This is a genomic window from Massilia sp. YIM B02443 (assembly GCF_030411955.1).
In the GTDB taxonomy this organism is placed as follows: Bacteria; Pseudomonadota; Gammaproteobacteria; order Burkholderiales; family Burkholderiaceae_D; genus Telluria.
Map to the genome: position 1 here is coordinate 36,653 of NZ_JASNRA010000017.1, position 15,732 is coordinate 52,384.

Annotated in this window: 15 protein-coding genes and 2 pseudogenes; 11 read left to right on the forward strand and 6 right to left on the reverse strand. The window is 66.5% G+C overall.

Translation table 11 applies throughout. From position 1 onward, the window contains the following. The first annotated feature begins 195 nt into the window (after positions 1–195). The 8 genes from QPK27_RS17470 to QPK27_RS17505 all read left to right on the forward strand — a co-directional run bounded on the left by QPK27_RS17470 (position 196) and on the right by QPK27_RS17505 (position 8,197). Positions 196–3,315 (forward strand): DUF6701 domain-containing protein, encoded by a 3,120-nt coding sequence (locus tag QPK27_RS17470; RefSeq protein ID WP_290419524.1) that lies wholly within the window; start codon positions 196–198, stop codon positions 3,313–3,315. Next, positions 3,312–3,785 carry a GspH/FimT family pseudopilin gene (locus tag QPK27_RS17475; protein WP_290419525.1) on the forward strand — a complete coding sequence of 158 codons (474 nt, stop codon included), beginning with the start codon at positions 3,312–3,314 and terminating at the stop codon, positions 3,783–3,785. The genes QPK27_RS17470 and QPK27_RS17475 overlap by 4 nt, the downstream gene beginning before the upstream one ends. Further along, the gene (locus QPK27_RS17480) at positions 3,775–4,281 is read left to right on the forward strand and encodes a type II secretion system protein (protein WP_290419526.1); all 507 of its coding nucleotides are present in this window, start codon (positions 3,775–3,777) and stop codon (positions 4,279–4,281) included. Before QPK27_RS17475 ends, QPK27_RS17480 begins: the two co-directional genes overlap by 11 nt. Next, a complete protein-coding gene (locus QPK27_RS17485; RefSeq protein WP_290419527.1) occupies positions 4,278–5,141 on the forward strand; it encodes a prepilin-type N-terminal cleavage/methylation domain-containing protein in 864 nt (287 codons plus the stop codon). The genes QPK27_RS17480 and QPK27_RS17485 overlap by 4 nt, the downstream gene beginning before the upstream one ends. Beyond that, positions 5,138–5,623 (forward strand): MSHA biogenesis protein MshP, encoded by a 486-nt coding sequence (locus QPK27_RS17490; RefSeq protein WP_290419528.1) that lies wholly within the window; start codon positions 5,138–5,140, stop codon positions 5,621–5,623. Before QPK27_RS17485 ends, QPK27_RS17490 begins: the two co-directional genes overlap by 4 nt. Positions 5,624–5,726: 103 nt before the next feature. Then, on the forward strand, positions 5,727–6,485 hold the full coding sequence (locus tag QPK27_RS17495) for an SDR family oxidoreductase (RefSeq protein ID WP_290419529.1): 759 nt from the start codon (positions 5,727–5,729) through the stop codon (positions 6,483–6,485). A gap of 101 nt (positions 6,486–6,586) precedes the next feature. Continuing rightward, positions 6,587–7,513, forward strand: coding sequence for an AraC family transcriptional regulator (locus QPK27_RS17500; protein ID WP_290419530.1), 927 nt, complete (start codon positions 6,587–6,589; stop codon positions 7,511–7,513). 54 nt (positions 7,514–7,567) lie between these two features. Next, on the forward strand, positions 7,568–8,197 hold the full coding sequence (locus QPK27_RS17505; protein ID WP_290419531.1) for an HAD hydrolase-like protein: 630 nt from the start codon (positions 7,568–7,570) through the stop codon (positions 8,195–8,197). Between the two features lie 237 nt (positions 8,198–8,434). On the opposite strand, the gene QPK27_RS17510 is transcribed toward QPK27_RS17505, so the two are convergent. Together QPK27_RS17510 and QPK27_RS17515 are read right to left on the reverse strand one after the other, a co-directional pair. Next, positions 8,435–8,644 carry a hypothetical protein gene (locus tag QPK27_RS17510; RefSeq protein WP_290419532.1) on the reverse strand — a complete coding sequence of 70 codons (210 nt, stop codon included), beginning with the start codon at positions 8,642–8,644 and terminating at the stop codon, positions 8,435–8,437. A gap of 88 nt (positions 8,645–8,732) precedes the next feature. Beyond that, positions 8,733–9,913: pseudogene (locus QPK27_RS17515) on the reverse strand (RtcB family protein). Between the two features lie 281 nt (positions 9,914–10,194). Between QPK27_RS17515 and QPK27_RS17520 the strand changes: the two are divergent. Continuing rightward, positions 10,195–11,544: an RNA-guided endonuclease TnpB family protein gene (locus QPK27_RS17520; protein ID WP_290419533.1), complete on the forward strand. Its 1,350-nt coding sequence runs from the start codon at positions 10,195–10,197 to the stop codon at positions 11,542–11,544. Between the two features lie 82 nt (positions 11,545–11,626). Beyond that, a complete protein-coding gene (locus QPK27_RS17525) occupies positions 11,627–12,040 on the forward strand; it encodes a hypothetical protein (RefSeq protein ID WP_290419534.1) in 414 nt (137 codons plus the stop codon). A gap of 6 nt (positions 12,041–12,046) precedes the next feature. Here QPK27_RS17525 and QPK27_RS17530 read toward each other — a convergent pair whose 3' ends face one another. From QPK27_RS17530 to folE, 3 genes and pseudogenes are all read right to left on the reverse strand, one after another. After that, positions 12,047–12,655 (reverse strand): phosphatase PAP2 family protein, encoded by a 609-nt coding sequence (locus tag QPK27_RS17530; protein WP_290419535.1) that lies wholly within the window; start codon positions 12,653–12,655, stop codon positions 12,047–12,049. A gap of 184 nt (positions 12,656–12,839) precedes the next feature. Next, positions 12,840–13,115, reverse strand: a pseudogene (locus tag QPK27_RS17535) (transposase); the annotation flags it as partial. Positions 13,116–13,175: 60 nt separating this feature from the next. Next, a complete protein-coding gene (gene folE / locus QPK27_RS17540; RefSeq protein ID WP_290419536.1) occupies positions 13,176–13,742 on the reverse strand; it encodes a GTP cyclohydrolase I FolE in 567 nt (188 codons plus the stop codon). 143 nt (positions 13,743–13,885) lie between these two features. Between folE and QPK27_RS17545 the strand changes: the two genes are divergently transcribed. Then, entirely contained in the window at positions 13,886–14,884 is a 999-nt protein-coding gene (locus tag QPK27_RS17545; protein ID WP_290419537.1) for a hypothetical protein, read from the forward strand. Here the strand turns inward: QPK27_RS17545 and nudC are convergent. After that, positions 14,881–15,702 (reverse strand): NAD(+) diphosphatase, encoded by an 822-nt coding sequence (gene nudC, locus QPK27_RS17550; RefSeq protein ID WP_290419538.1) that lies wholly within the window; start codon positions 15,700–15,702, stop codon positions 14,881–14,883. The genes QPK27_RS17545 and nudC overlap by 4 nt on opposite strands. Positions 15,703–15,732 lie beyond the last annotated feature (30 nt).

The following is a 15,732-nucleotide window of genomic DNA, read 5'->3' on the forward strand; positions in this document are numbered from 1 at the left end:
CCTCGGAGTGCTAGCGTTCGTTAGTAAGATGAAAACTATTGTATGACTGTTTCCAGGATACTCACACACCGTTGTCCGGGGAACGCATTCCTGCCTGCCCACACCGTCGAAATCGTTGCCAGAGCGAAAAACTTATTGTCGCCTTCAGGCAATCTAATGCACACTTTCGTCCATCACATTCGTGTTAGGCCATAAGTGCACCCTGCTTCCACCTTCCTGGCATTCGTCACGCCGGCGCTGCGCCGTGGCCTGCTGCCGTGCCTGCTGGTGGTGCTGAGCCTGTTCACCCTGCCCGCCCACGCCGGCACCACCTACGCCTTCAGCGGCGGCAAGGTCCTCGGCTGCAACAACAAGGGCAAGGTCTATACCTGCGACTCGATCGCCCTGCCGCAGTGGGACGACAAGATCGTGATCGGCAACGGCTACACCGTCAACGTCAACGCCGACGTCGGCTTCGGCTGGGAACAAGGCCTGAGCATGTCCGGCACGGCGCGCCTGACCAGCAGCGGCAACATCGACCTGGCCGGCATGAACCCGGCCAATTTGCTGGTCAGTGGCGGTTCGTTCGAGGCCGCCAAGACCTTCACCGTCACCGGCCCGGCCCAGGTCAAGGCCGACGTCACCGCCGGCACACTCAATATCGGCACCGGCTCGACCTTCCAGATCACCGGCACCATGGTCTCGCGCGGCGCGCTGTCGATCGGCTCCAACACCACCATCAATGGCTCGGTAAGCGGCACGGCGATCATGACCAACTCCCCGTTCAAGGTCACCGGCGACGTCACCGCCAGCGACACGCTGCTGATCGCATCCGGCGGCGTGATCGGCGGGACGGTGGCCGGCAACACCTCGATCACCATCAACTCGCCGGCCACGCTCGGCAAATCGGTCACTTCGCAGGGTCCGATCATGATCGGCTCGGGCGCCAACATCGGCGGCGCGGTCAAGGGCACCACCATCACCGCCGATTCGCCGGTCACCCTGAACGGCGACGTCATCGCCACTACCCGCTTCACGCTCGGCTCGGAGAGCACGGTCAACGGCAACATCACCGCGCCCGAGGTCGAGCTGTACGCGTCCTCCAGCCGCATCGGCGGCAACGTCAGCGCCAGCAAGCTGCTGACCATGGGACACGACGTCAGGATCCGGGGCACGGTCGACACCGGCCAGCTGACGATGTACGCCTCCGACGCCCTGATCGAAGGCGTGGCCAAAGTCGATTTCGCCACCCTGTACTGGAACGGCCGCGTGAGCCAGACCATCGTCTGCAAGTCGGGCACGCGCGCGGGCTATTGCGACTGCGTGGACAACCAGAGCGGCAACCCGGTCAACTCCGCCAACGGCCCGCGCTGCGAGTCCGGCAAGCCGGTGCAGGGACCGCTGCACCACTTCCAGATCACGCACGACGGCAGCGGCCAGACCTGCGCGCCGGAGAGCGTCACCGTCACCGCCTGCGCCAACGCGGCCTGCAGCGCGCCGCACTACACGAGCGGCGCCAGGGTCACGCTGCAGCCCGGCGGCGACACGGTCATCATCGGCAGCAGCGGCGTCGCCAGCGGCAACGTGTCGCGCAACACGGCCGGTGTCGAGACGCTCAAGCTGGCTTATACCGGCGCGGTGACGTCCGGCGCCACCTGCCGCAACAGCGCCGCCGGCAGCGCCAGCTGCGACATGACATTCAGCGGCGGGGTCGCGTTCAGCATCGACGTGCCGGACCACCGCGCCGCAGAAAACGCCGGCGCCACCATCAAGGCGCTGCAGTCCGATCCCAAGACCAACCAGTGCGTGGCGGCGTTCAAGAGCACCGACAAGCCGATCCAGTACAGCTGCGGTCACGTCACCACCAGCAAGGACACGGCCGGCCTGACGCTGGCCGATGCGGCCCTCAATGCCAGCGCCAGCCTGGTGTGCAGCAGCGGCGCCAGGAAAGCCGTGACCACCCGCTTCGACGCCAATGGCGCCGCCAGACTCACGCTCAATTACCAGGACGTGGGCAAGCTGAAACTGATGGCGGAACTCGACGACGCCAAAGGCGACGCCACCTTCATCGTGGCGCCGCACCGCTTCGGCTTCGGCGATCCGCCCAAGCCAGCGGCGAACGATGCGCTGCGCGCCGGCGACGACTTCAAGCTCACGGTGAATGCGCTCAACGCCAAGGGCGCGGTCACGCCGAGTTTCGACCAGGCGTCGCTGCCGCTCGATGCCACCAAGACCACTTTCGCGGTGGAGTGCGCGGCCAAGGGCAGCGCGGGGGCGCTGGGCACGACCGCCGCCGCGCAGTTCAGCAAGGGCAGCGCCAGTCCCACCCTGTGGTGGAGCGAAGTCGGCGCCTTCGACCTGAAAGCCACGCTGACCGATTTCCTGGGCAGCGGCCTGGATGTCAGCGGCACCAGCGACGAGCCCAAGGCCGGTTGCACGGCCAGCGTCGGTCCCTTCATCCCGAAGTACTTCCTGGTCGACCAGACCAAGGAAGAAGCGGACAAGAAGCGTCCGTTCTACTATGCCGGCGAGCCGGTGCCGGTGCGGGTCAGCGCCATGAATGCGCGCCATGCGGTGACGCAGAACTATGACGGCGTGCTGGGCTACAGCAGCGCGGTGACGCTCGCGGCCTACGACAGCAGGCGCGAGACGACGAACCCAAACGGCGGCCGGCTGGCGCCGGCGCAAGTGAAGGCGGACGGATTCAGCGGCGGCGCGGCGTTGGTGAACATCGCCTATGCCTCGGCGACCGCCGCGCCGATGGCGCCTACCCAGATCGTGCTGCGCGCAACCTCCAGCGCCGCGCCAACGGTGACGTCCAACGACGCCGAGGGCGACTACGAAAAGGCGCGGCCGCAGATCCTGAGCGGACGCCTGCGCGTCGCCAACGCCTTCGGACGCGTCGGCGCGACGGTCGGCCTGGAGATCTTCACCGACTACTGGAGCGGTCGCAGCTGGCTATTCAACGCCCAGGACAACGTCACCCGGATTCCGGCCGACGCCTTCGCGCAGACCGCCTCGGGCAAGGCAGGATCCGGCCTGGCGCCGGCGATCACCCAGCTGACCCAGGCCGTGGCGATCAAGGACGGCAAGGCCGAGCCCACGGTGAAACTGACCGGCAACCGCGCCGGCTGGATCGACCTGGCGATCAACCTCGGCACCGGCGACAATACCCCGGACCTGGCCTGCCTGGGCAGCCATCCGCCCGTCACCGGCGCCGAACTGCCCTGGCTGCGCCAGGCCAGGGGCTGCCGCGATCCGGCCGGACGCGCCACCTTCGGCGAGCTGGCGCCGGAGAACCGCCGCATCATCCACGTGCGCGAGGTGTTCAATTGAAGCCGATACGCAAACACGACACCGGCTTCACCATGGTCGAACTGATCACCGTGATGGTGCTGCTCGGCGTGCTGGCCGCGATCGCGATCCCGAAGCTGATGGGCGATAACATCACTGAAGCGGCGGTGCATGGCGACAAGGTGGTCAGCGCGCTGCGCCTGGCGCAGAAGACGGCGGTGGCCAAGCGCCGCGTGGTGTGCCTGGCCACCGCGAGCGGCACGCTGCGGGTGAGCCGCAATCCCGGCTCCAGCGACTGCGAAGACACGATCGAGGGCGCCGTCAATCTGTTCGCCAACCAGGACGCCGGCATCGGCATGAGCGGCGCGCCGCCCGAGCTGCGCTTCCAGCCGGACGGCAGCATCCTCGATGGCGACAACGCGCAGCGCAGCGAGATCAGGATCGCCATCACGCTGTCCGGCAAGGTCCAGCGCACCATCCGCCTGGACGGAGGCACCGGCCATGTCGATTAAGAACCCTGGCCGCATGGGCGGCGTCACGCTGGTGGAGCTGATCATCGCGATGGCCATCGTCGGCATCGCCCTGGCCAGCCTGGTGGCGGTCTACAACCGCGCCAACGTCGGCAGCGCCGATCCGCTAGTCACGCAGCAGATGCTGTCGGTGGCCGAGACCATGATGGAAGAGATCATGCAGAAACCCTACACCGGCGACGGCGCGGTGCCCGCCAGCCGCGTCCTGTACGACGAGGTGCGCGATTACGCCGGCTACGCCAGGACCGGCATCGTCAACGTCAACGGCGATGCGGTCGCCGGCCTGGAACGCTACACCGTCGCGGTCACCGTGCGCTGCCCCGGCAACAGCGGCGCGGTGGCCGCCGGCTGCCCGCCCGGCGACGGCGGGCCGTCGCTTACAAGCACCAACGTCGGCGACGCCCTGCGCATCCAGGTCACGGTGAGTGCGCCCGGCGCCGACGCGATCACGCTCACCGGCTGGAGGACGAGACCGTGAAGCGCAAGACCATGCAGCGCCAGCAAGGATTCACGCTCGTCGAGCTGATCGTCGTGATCGTCCTGGTGGGCATCATCGGCGGCATGCTGACCATGATGCTGGCGCCGGCGATCCAGAGCTACCTGCTGGTCGGCCAGCGCGCCGCCCTCACCGACCAGGCCGACACGGCCCTGCGCACGGTCGCCGTCGACGTGCGGCGCGCAGTGCCCAATTCGCTGCGCCTGGGCGACGCGCAATGCCTGGAACTGGTGCCGACCAAGGACGGCGGGCGTTACCGCACCGGCCCGGTCGACGGACGCAGCGACGACGCCCGCATCAACGACGGGGAACCGGGCAATGCCTTCGACGTGCTCACACGATTCAACAGCGCGCCGGTGGCCGGCGACGTGATCGTGGTTGGCAACCGCAGCCCGGGCGAGGTCTATGGCCAGTCCAACGTTGCCGTCGTCACCGGCGTCGGTCCTGCGCCGGATCCAAGCCTGGGCACGGGGCGCATCCAGCTCGACCGCCAGCTGCAGGTGCCGCAGAACTATACCGGCGCGCGCTTCGTGGTGGTGCCGGCCGCACGCCAGATCGCGACCTACCGCTGCGTCAATGCGGGCCTGGACGCGAACGGCACCGGCACCGGCACCCTGGTGCGCCTGAACGGCGCCAGCCTGGCCGCGGCGCCGGCCTGCACCGGCACCGTGCCGGCCGGCGCGCAGCTGGTCGCCAGCAAGGTCGCCAGCTGCGGCTTCGTGTTCTACGCCAATGCCGGCGCCACCCCGGACAGCGGCTTCGTGCAGATGCAGCTGACCCTGAGCGACAAGGGCGAAGCGGTCCCGCTCACGGTCGGCACCTTCGTGAGCAACGTGCCATGATGCGCCCGCGCTCTTCGTCCCAGGGCGGTTTCGCCTACATCGCGGCGGTGGTGTTGCTGGTGGTGGTCGCGGGTATCGCGGTGGCGCTGCTGCGCCTGACCGATACCCAGCGCAGCACCGTCAACGGGGCGCTGCTCGGTGCGCATGCCAACCTGACCGCGCGCGCCGGTCTCGAATGGGTGTTCCGCGACTTGCCCAACCGGTGCGCCCAGACGCCCGTCACGCTGAACGATTTCAGCTATGCGACCGGCTTCCGAGTTCGGGTTGCCTGCACGTCCAGCCTGTTCACCGAAGGCGACCAGCCTGCGCCAGGCACCGCATCGGGAACGGAGCCCAGGACTATCCGCATCTACCGCATCGAAGCAATCGCCTGCAACGCCGCCGACTGCCCGGATGGCAACAGCGTGGCGCGTCCCGACTACGTCGAGCGAGCCCGGATCGCCACCGTCTGCCTAGACGGCAACAATACCTCTTGCGAATGAGCATTGTTATTACATGCTGAACAAAGGTTTCACTTTTCAGCTAATGATCTTTATCCGATAACAGACGATGATGGAGCCTTCGATCACTCATTCGGAGGACAGCATGCAGCAAGCAAGCGCGCAACAAACAAGCAGCACCCGCGTCGCCATCGTCACCGGCGCTTCGCGCGGCATCGGCGCCGCCGTGACCCAGCGCCTGGCCGAAGACGGCTACCGCGTGGCCGTCAACTACGCCAGCAACGTCGCCGAGGCCGACAAGACCGTCGCCGCCCTGCGCGCAGCCGGCCACACGGCCATCGCGGTGCAGGCCGACGTCTCGCAGGCCGACCAGGTGCGCGCCCTGTTCGACACCGTCGAGCGAGAATTGGGCAAGGTCGACGTCCTGATCAACAACGCCGGCATCCTCAAGACCGTGCCGCTGGCCGACTCCAGCGACGAACTGTTCCAGCGCACCTTCGCCATCAACGTGCAGGGCACCTTCAACACCCTGCGCGAAGCGGCCACGCGCCTGAACGACGGCGGCAGCATCGTCAATTTCTCGACCAGCGTGGTGGGCCTCAAGCTGCCCGGCTACACGATCTACAGCGCCACCAAGGCGGCGGTGGAGTCGATGAGCCAGATCTTCGCCAAGGAACTGCGCGGGCGCCGCATCCGCGTCAACGTGGTGGCGCCGGGGCCGGTGGCGACCGAGCTGTTTTTGGACGGGAAGACGCCGGAACAGATCGCCCACTTCGCCAGCCTGCCGCCGCTCGAGCGCCTGGGCGAGCCGCGCGACATCGCCAACGTGGTGTCGTTTTTGGCCGGCCCGGACGCGGCCTGGGTCAACGGCCAGGTGCTGCGCGCCAACGGCGGCGTGATCTGACCAGAACGCCTGCGCCGGAGGATCGTGCAATCGCGGCGGACCATTGTCGGTCGCCTTCGTGGTGTAATACGACGCATCGTCATTCACCAACCGGGGAGACCATGGGAGCGATCCACGACCTGGCCGGCCTGATCGCCCGCCACCAGAGCACGGACGGCATGCGCCAGACCGAGGTGCCGGGCATGTGGCTGATCCGCAGCGCGCAGCCGACCCGGCCGCTGCAGGTGCTGCACGTGCCGGCCGTGTGCATCATCGCGCAGGGCGCCAAGGTGGTGACGCTGGGCGGCGACAACTACCGCTACGATCCGGCCAAGTACCTGGTGGTGTCGGTCGACCTGCCGCTCACCGGCAGCGTCACCGAAGCCTCGCCCGGGGAACCCTATCTGTGCCTGCGGGTCGACCTCGATCCGCAGCTGCTGGCGGCGATCGACCTCGAGCTGCCGCCGTCACCTAGCAAGCCGGTGCGCGGCGCGGCGGCGCGCGGCCTGTACCTGAGCCAGACCACGCCCGAGATGGTCGACGTCGGAACGCGTCTGGTGCGCCTGCTCGACACGCCGCAGGACATCGCCATCCTGGCCCCGCTGCTGGTACGCGAGCTGCACTACCGCCTCCTGACCGGCGAACACGCCGGCGTGGTGCGCCACATCGCCTGCGGCGAGGGGCGGCTGGCGCAGATCACGCGCGCCATCTGCTGGATCAAGAACAACTACAACCGCCCCTTGAGCGTGGAGCGGCTGGCCGGCGAGGTGGGCATGAGCGCGTCCACCCTGCACGAGCATTTCAAGTCGGTGACGGCGATGAGTCCCTTGCAGTACCAGAAGCAGCTGCGGCTGCAGGAGGCGCGGCGGCTGATGCTGACCGGCCTGAAGGACGCGGCGCGCGCCGGGCACGCGGTGGGCTACGAGAGCAGCTCGCAGTTTTCGCGCGAGTATGCGCGCTTCTTCGGGATGCCGCCGGGGAAGGATTCGATGCGGCTGCGCGAAGTGATGCTCGATGGCGGGCCGAGCGTGTTGCAGGGGATGCCCTGACGACTGGTCCATGCCGTTCGCATTCGCCCTGGTATTCGGTCCTATAATCGGACCATGAGCTACCAACTGGCGATCTTCGATTTCGACGGCACCCTGGCCGATTCCTGGCCGTTCTTCGTGAGCGTGTTCAACGACATCGCCGACCAGCACGGCTTCCGGCGCGTCGACGCCTGCCAGGCCGAGCGGCTGCGCCACTACGGCCCGCGCGACATCATGCGCCACGTCGGCATGCCGGCCTGGAAGCTGCCGATCGCCTCGCGCTCGTTCATCGACCGCATGCGCGGCCATCCGGGACAGATTCCCCTGTTCGACGGCGTCGAGAGCGCTTTGCGCGCGCTCGACCAAGCCGGCATGCGGCTGGCGCTGGTGTCGTCGAATGCCGAGGACAACGTGCGGCGCACGCTGGGGCCCGAGCTGGCGTCGCTGTTCCGCCACTACGAATGCGGCATGTCGATCTTCGGCAAGAGCGCGCGCATCCGCAAGGTGGTGCGCCAGGCGCGGACGCCGCCGGAGCGGGCGCTGTACGTGGGCGACCAGACCACCGATGCCGAGGCCGCGCGCCGCGCCGGGGTCGGGTTCGGCGCGGTGAGCTGGGGCTATGCGCCGATCGAGGCGCTGCGCAACGCGGGGCCGGCGCGCGAGTTCGGGGCGCCCGGGGATCTGCTGTCGCTGGCCGCCAGCTGAGCGGTCGAGCGGGCGTAGCAGCGCTCCTGCAACTGCATGCAGACCACGACGCCGAACGATGTCGCCAGCCCCAGCACGTCATTCCCGCGCAGGCGGGAATCCAAGTTTCTTAGCGCGCCACCTGCGTTTTGACGATAACGGAACGCAGCGAACTTAGGTTCCCGCCTGCGCGGGAACGACGTGTCAAGGGTACGTGGATAATCAGGCTAACAAGGCTGATCAGGCGCAGCCGCAGCCCTAGCACCCGAACGCCGCGTTGCGCTCGACCGCCTTGCGCACCGCCCGCACCTTGTTCGGATAGGCGCCGTCACGGCACAGCACGTCGGCCGGCGCCGCGTCCTTGCCGCACTCGGGGGACTGATCGGCCGCCGCCGCTTCCACTGGGCTGGAAGCCGGACTGCCGGCAGGAACGGGCGGCTGGCTGGCCGCCAAGGTGTCATCTCGCATCGGATCGCTCGCTTCGTCAAAAGGCGCGCCGCCGGCCGTCGCTATCGACAGGCCGGACCGCCGGCGCTGGCTGGGACACCTCGAACGTTCATCCCTTCACGCACACCACCTGCTTCAGGGTGTGGACCACTTCCACCAGCTCGCGCTGGGCATGCATGACGGCGTCGATGTCCTTGTACGCCATCGGGATTTCGTCGATCACGCCTTCGTCCTTGCGGCACTCGACCCCGCGCGTCGCGCGTTCCTGGTCGGCCACGGTGAAGCGGCGCTTGGCCTCGGTGCGGCTCATCACGCGTCCTGCGCCATGGCTGCAGCTGTTGAAACTTTCTGGATTACCTTTGCCACGCACGATGAAACTGCGCGCGCCCATCGAGCCCGGGATGATGCCCAGCTCGCCCTCTTGCGCCGACACCGCGCCCTTGCGGGTAATCAGCACGTCCTTGCCGAAATGGCGCTCGCGCTGCACGTAATTGTGGTGGCAGTTTACCGCTTCGACGTGGGTCTCGAACGGTTTTTTGATCACGCCGCGCAGCGCGTGAATCAGGTTATGCATCATGACTTCGCGGTTGATGCGCGCGAACTTCTGGGCCCAGCCGACCGCTTCCACATAGTCGTCGTAATGCTGGGTGCCTTCTTCCAGGTAGGCCAGTCCTGGTCGGGCAGGTTGACCATGTGGCGCCGCATGTCCTGGCGCGCCAGCTCGATGAAATGGCTGCCGATCGCATTGCCGACGCCGCGCGAGCCGGAGTGCAGCATCAGCCACACCGCCCCCTCCTCGTCCAGGCAGACCTCGACGAAATGGTTGCCGCTGCCGAGCGTGCCCAGGTGCTTGTAGTGGTTGGCGTGGCGCAGCTTGGGATACTTGCGGCAGATCGCGTCGAACTCGTCCTTCAGTGTCATCCAGCCGGCATCGACGGCCGGCGGCGGATTGTTCCAGGAGCCGACGTCGCGCCCCCTGGCGTTGCGTGTTTTGGGCGACATCCCGTGCGGCACCGCCTGTTCGATGGCGCTGCGCAGCCGGCCCAGATTGTCGGGCAGGTCGGCGGCGCGCAGCGTGGTCTTGGCCGCCATTATGCCGCAGCCGATGTCGACGCCGACCGCGGCCGGGATCACCGCGCCCAGCGTCGGGATCACGCTGCCGATGGTCGAGCCCTTGCCAACGTGAACGTCCGGCATCACGGCGATGTGGTGGAACACGAAGGGCAGCTGCGCCAGCCTGGCCAGCTGTTCCTTCGCTTCCGGCTCGACCGGCACGCCTTCGGTCCACATCTTCACAGGGCGGCTCTCCGTCGCGCGGCGATCCGTTGGGCGGCGATCCGCAGCAGCCTCGGCCGGCCTTTCATTGAGCAGCTGATAGTCGTTCCGTTCCATGCGGCGCATGATGGCACAATTCGGAAAAACAGGGAGCGGAACTCTAGTAACACAGCAGATGTCAAAACATGTGTACCGATCGACAACGAAAGCACATCTTGATTTCGCGTCTTTTGAACACGACCGACTAGCTCGAGCAACGCCGTAGTCAACCTCAACCAATGCGTGTTGAACTCCTTATGCTCCTGGCCCATAGCATCAGGCTCGGCCCAACGGAGGCACAATGCGCGTATTTCGCTCGGGCAGCTGGCACCGCTCGGCGCGTCTGGAACTGGGCGCTCGCCCAATGCCTGCAGCTGTCCGCTCGCGGACTCCCCGTGCGCATCTTCGATCTCAAGAAGCACTTCAACAGCATCAAGTACGTCGATCCGGCATGGCTGAACGAGGATGATCAACCCTGGCTTCGCGGTATTCACCGCGATGCGCATGCGCAGCCATTTGCCAACCTGAACAAAGCCTTTGCACGATATTTCGAGCAACGTCGTGCCGGGGTACGGGCGTCTCCTCCGCGTTTTAAAAAGAAAGGACGTTGCCGCGACGCGTTCTATGTCGCTAACGATAAATTCCGCCTCGAAGGCAAGACGGCTGTACTGCCGAAAATCGGCAGGGTTGCCATGTGTGAGCAGCTTCGCTTCGCAGGAAAAATCATGGGCGCGTCAGTTTCGCGTGAAGCTAACGCCTGGTACCTGGCAATTCAGGTCGATGTCCCCGACCAGCATGCAAGACGCTCTCGCCAGAGCAACGGTGTCGTCGGTCTTGATGTGGGCATCACCACCGCTGCGACCCTGAGTACGGGAGAGAAAATACCAGGGCCCAATCCACTGCGCTCTGCATTGCGGCGCCTGCGCATCCGTAGTCGCAGGCATAGTCGCAAGAAAGTGAAAGGGCGCGAGAACATGCCGTCTGCCTTAGCGGTGGCCGATCAACCTCCGAGGAGAAAATCATCCAACACCATCAAGGCAGCGAATGTGCTGGCCCGCCTTCACGCTCGCATCACGCATATCAGAAAGGATTGGTCACATAAGCTGACCACGCGATTGTGTCGCGAAAACCAAGCGATCGCAATCGAAGACCTGAACGTGCAAGGCATGCTGAGAAACCGAAAATTGGCACGCGCCATCTCGGACGTCGGATGGTACCGAATCCGGTCGCAGATCGCCTACAAGGCAAGGCGTTACGATACCCTGGTGGTCGTTGCGGATCGGTGGTACCCATCGAGCAAACTATGTTCAGCCTGCGGCGCCAGGAATGACGGTTTGATCTTGGCAGTACGGGACTGGACCTGCAGTCACTGTGGTATGCATCACGATCGCGATGTGAATGCCACCCTCAATCTGAAACGGCTCGCAACCGGCGCTCTTGCAGCGCGTACTGCGCTACCCGTGGCGAGTCCGACGGCGACGTCAGACACTGCCGCCGGCATATTGCTGGCGGGAGGCGGGAAAGTCACGCCTGTCAGGCACGAACACGGTCAACAGGACGGTTCGGGGCAGGAAGAGAACGCTGAGCACATTTGTTCACGTTTTTGATAGCAGTCCGGCTGAAACCTGCTGTCGCAATTGCTATACTCGCCAGCGACTGCACTGTTGCAACATGAACCATGGACCCTTCATGCGCTTTCCACTTTACTTGTTGGCCCCGCTGCTCCTCACTGGCTGCTTTACCGAAACCGCCAGCTACGCCATCGACAATGACCAGCACGCGCTCACCGTACGAGTGGATAAGGAATATTTCTGGAGTAAGGAAGGCACGCTGCGCGCGATCGTCTCGCACATGCCGGCCTGCCAGCGCCAGCTGGAGCTGGGTTCGGTCTGGCTGGCCGACCTGCAGATCGAGCTGTTCGACAGCGGCAACGACGTCTACACCCTGCGCGCTGACGACGAGGCGTGGCAGGTCAATATCTCGGACTGCACCCAGCTGGAGGCGCCGAAGGCCGACGCCGTCACCGGCCAGCCGCTGGGCGTGTTCGTGCTCGAGGAAGACAAGCAGCTGGTGTTCGCCAAGCCGGACAGCGACGCGTCGTAAACCGCGTCAGGGACGCAGCCAGCCGCGCCCGATCGGCAGCGCCAGCACGCGGCGATACACCGATTCCAGCGCCGGCAGCACGCGCGCGCAGGCGGCTTGCGCCAGCGGCGTGCAGGCCAGCAGCGCGAAGCCGGACGACACCAGCAGCGCCCCGAACATGTCCTTCGGCCAGTGCACGCCCAGGTAGACGCGCGACCAGGCCACCACCAGCGACAGCGGCAACATCACCAGGCCCAGCCTGCGCGCCAGCGGCGCCTGGCTGAAGGCCAGCACCAACGCGACCGAAAAGATGCTGGTAGCATGGTCGCTCGGGAAAGAACTGTCGGGGGCGTGCAGCAGGAAGGTATGGCCGACTTCGGCCACGAAGGGACGCGGGCTGTACCAGAGATGGCCGATCATGGCGTTGAGCGTCAGCGCGCCGATCGCGGCGCCGAAGGCGCGCAGCGCCACTTCGCGGCCCGGGCCCGCCCCGGTGGTCCAGAGCAGCACCAGCGACAGGGGCACCAGGAAGATCAGCCACTCGGCCGCGAACACTGCGCCTTGCAGTTGCCACCCCGCCAGGTCGGCGTGGGCGTTGAGAGCGGAAAACAGGATCAGGTTGAAATGCTCGAGCATGGGTGGGCGCGCGTGATGAAATGTTGATAAATCATCAAGAGCTTAGCCCAAGCTTTCTTGCGCACTGCTGGCCAAATGCAACAAAATGTGACAGACAGATGACGCCGTCGCCGCATGACGACTTCAGGTAACGGCTTCAATGCCGGTGCAACAGCGCGCGCAGATGGGCCAGTTCGGCCTGGCGCCCGACGTGTTCCAGCACGTTTTCAAGCAGCGACTGGCCGCCCTCCCGCTGCATGGTCCACTGGGTGAAGTATTCGTGTACGGTGCGCCATGGCGGGAAGCCGGGCGGCATCGCGCGCCAGGTGCTGCCGGTGTGGAGAAAATAGAGGACGGCGCAGAACACGTCGTACAGGTCGTGCTTGCGCGGGCGGGTCTTGCGCCGTGCGGCCTCGAGCATGCCACGCACGCTCTCGAACTGTTCGCGAGAGATATCGCTCGGGTAGTCGGGACGGTCCATATCGACCTCCAAAATAGCTTGGAGGTCTTGATCTGGAACAGGTTCCGCTACGTCGGTCTTTTAATCGCGGGCCAGGGCCAGGAACTCGGTACGCAGCGCCAGGTTCGGCTGCAGGTCGCCCAGCATCGCCGAGGTAATGGTTTCCTCGCCGATGGCGCGGATGCCGCGGCTTTCCATGCACATGTGGCGGCACTTGACGACCACGCCCACGGCTTTCGGCTCCAGCACTTCCATCAGCGCGTTGGCGATCTGGATCGTCATGCGTTCCTGCACCTGCAGGCGCTTGGCGAAGATGTCGACCAGGCGGGTCAGCTTGGACAGGCCGACGATCTTGCCGTTGGGCAGGTAACCGACCGTGGCCTTGCCGAAGAACGGCGCCAGGTGGTGTTCGCAGTGGCTGTAGACCGGGATGCCGCGCACCACGATCAGTTCGTTGTATTCCTCGGCGCCGTCCTCGAACGCCTTGAGCACTTCCACCGGGTTCTGGTCGTAGCCGGAAGTCCAGTGTTTCCAGGCCTTGGCCACGCGTGCAGGGGTTTCGTGCAGGCCCGGACGGTCCGGATCCTCGCCGATGCTGGTGAGCAGGCGACGCCAGTCGTGTTCGGTGAAAGCTTCTTTGTCAGACATGGTAAACCCTAAAAAAACGATTGCCGCAAGTATATAGAAAATGCGTCCGGTCGATGGTCGGCTGCCCCACTCTTGAGCAAGATCAGACCCGGACGCGACAGTTGGCTTAGCGTTGAGCGTGGTTCCGGCCCTGGGAGACGATCATGTTCGGCAGCACGGTTCTCGAAGTCGCGATCGGCCTGGCGTTCTGCTACGCCACGCTGGCGCTGGTGGTCACCACCCTGCAGGAAGCGCTGGCCGGCGCCTTCCACCTGCGCGCCGCGATGCTGGAAGGCGCGGTCGGGCGCATGCTGGGCGACCCGCGCTGCGACGGCCTGGCGCGCGCGCTGTACGCGCATCCGCTGGCCAATCCGCGTTCCGGCGGCGCGCCGGATGGCGCCCGGCCATCGCGGCCATCCTACATCGAACCGGGAAATTTCGCGATTGCCCTGATCGACGGCATCCGCCCGGGCCACGCCTCGCTCGACGCCGCCATCCTGGCGGTGCAAGACCCGCAACTGCGGCGCACGCTGCAAACGCTGTACACCCAGGCCGGCCTGGACCCGGCGCGGTTCCAGGCCGGCGTCGCCGCCTGGTTCGAGGCGGCGATGGAGCGCCTGTCCGGCGTCTACAAGCGGCGCCAGCTGCTGGTGTCGTTCCTGCTGTCGCTGCTGCTGGCGATCCTGTTCAATATCGACAGCATCCACCTGTTCCGCACGCTGTGGCAGCAGCCGGCGCTGGCGGCGCAGCTGGGCGCCATGAGCCCGGTGCTCAATGCCGACATGCTCGACCAGATGTGGGCGCTGCCGATCGGCTGGCAGCACTTCCCGCCCGCGCTCGACGCCGCCTTTGCCCTGCAGGCGGCCGGCTGGCTGGTCACGGCCAGCACGACCCTGTTCGGCGCGCCGTTCTGGTTCGACGTGCTGCAGCGCGCCGTCAACCTGCGCAGCACCGGCGCCAAGCCGGCGCCGCTGGAAGCGCGCCTGGATGGGGCCGGGGTGGTGCCGGTGGCCGGGGTGCTGGTGCCGGCGGCTGCGCCCGCTTCCGCGGCAGACGTTCAGAGCGCGGCACTTGCTCCGGCAGCGTCGCCCGCAGCGGTGCCGCCAGTTGCCCACGCCGCGGTTCCCGCCGCTACGGCGGCAGCGGCGCCGGCGCAGTCCTAGCGCCCGGGCGGGCGGTGCGCGTCGACCAGCACGCTCGAGATCGAGATCTGCGCCACCCGTTCCGGCCACTCGTCGTCCGGGCCGAACCAGCGCGCCTCGGCGATCTCGCTGGGGTCGACGCGGATCTCGCCGTCCAGGTAGTCGGCGGTGAAAGCCAGCATCAGCGAATGCGGGAACGGCCAGGACTGGCTGGCGAAGTAGCGCAGGTTGTGCACGCGCAGGCCGACCTCTTCATACACCTCGCGGTGGATCGCTTCCTCGATCGACTCGCCCGCCTCCAGGAAGCCGGCCAGCGGCACGAAGCGCTGTACCGCCGGCGCCTGGTGCAGCGCCATCAGCACCGAATCGCCCTTGCGGATCAGCACCATCATGGCCGGCGAGATGCGCGGATAGGCCACGTGGCCGCAATTGACGCATTTGAAGCAGCGCTCGCCGCCAGCCAGCGCGGTACCGCCCCCGCAGGCGCCGCAGAAGCGGTGGGTACGCGCCCACTCGGCGATCTGGGCGGCGCGGCCGGCCACCGCCAGCAGCGGCTCGCCGATGGCGCCGAACAGCGAGCGCAGGCCGCGCCAGGCATAGCCCTGGGGCAGCGCCGGCTCGGCATCGAACCAGCCGGTGCGGCAATAACGGCCGTTCAGCAGGCCCAGCGGCTGCAGATTGTGTTCCGGCATGCCGAGGCGCTCCACCAGCGCCGCGTCCGGCAAGGCGATGTCTGGCTCGCGCACCAGCAGCTGGCCACGGTAGAACAGGAAGCTGAGCGGTTCGGGATCGGGGTGCTGCACGAACGTCGAAGTGAAGGAGGCTGGGGTCTGTAGCATGGTCGGCGCCCACAAAAGAGTTGCCCGATG

Bases quoted from the DNA above. Each gene is read 5' to 3' on its own strand.
- QPK27_RS17480 (WP_290419526.1), top strand. From the start codon at position 3,775: ATGTCGATTAAGAACCCTGGCCGCATGGGCGGCGTCACGCTGGTGGAG.
- QPK27_RS17490 (WP_290419528.1), top strand. From the start codon at position 5,138: ATGATGCGCCCGCGCTCTTCGTCCCAGGGCGGTTTCGCCTACATCGCG.
- QPK27_RS17495 (WP_290419529.1), top strand. From the start codon at position 5,727: ATGCAGCAAGCAAGCGCGCAACAAACAAGCAGCACCCGCGTCGCCATC.
- QPK27_RS17500 (WP_290419530.1), top strand. From the start codon at position 6,587: ATGGGAGCGATCCACGACCTGGCCGGCCTGATCGCCCGCCACCAGAGC.
- QPK27_RS17505 (WP_290419531.1), top strand. From the start codon at position 7,568: ATGAGCTACCAACTGGCGATCTTCGATTTCGACGGCACCCTGGCCGAT.
- QPK27_RS17510 (WP_290419532.1), bottom strand. From the start codon at position 8,644: ATGCGAGATGACACCTTGGCGGCCAGCCAGCCGCCCGTTCCTGCCGGC.
- QPK27_RS17520 (WP_290419533.1), top strand. From the start codon at position 10,195: ATGCTCCTGGCCCATAGCATCAGGCTCGGCCCAACGGAGGCACAATGC.
- QPK27_RS17525 (WP_290419534.1), top strand. From the start codon at position 11,627: ATGCGCTTTCCACTTTACTTGTTGGCCCCGCTGCTCCTCACTGGCTGC.
- QPK27_RS17530 (WP_290419535.1), bottom strand. From the start codon at position 12,655: ATGCTCGAGCATTTCAACCTGATCCTGTTTTCCGCTCTCAACGCCCAC.
- folE (WP_290419536.1), bottom strand. From the start codon at position 13,742: ATGTCTGACAAAGAAGCTTTCACCGAACACGACTGGCGTCGCCTGCTC.
- QPK27_RS17545 (WP_290419537.1), top strand. From the start codon at position 13,886: ATGTTCGGCAGCACGGTTCTCGAAGTCGCGATCGGCCTGGCGTTCTGC.
- nudC (WP_290419538.1), bottom strand. From the start codon at position 15,702: ATGCTACAGACCCCAGCCTCCTTCACTTCGACGTTCGTGCAGCACCCC.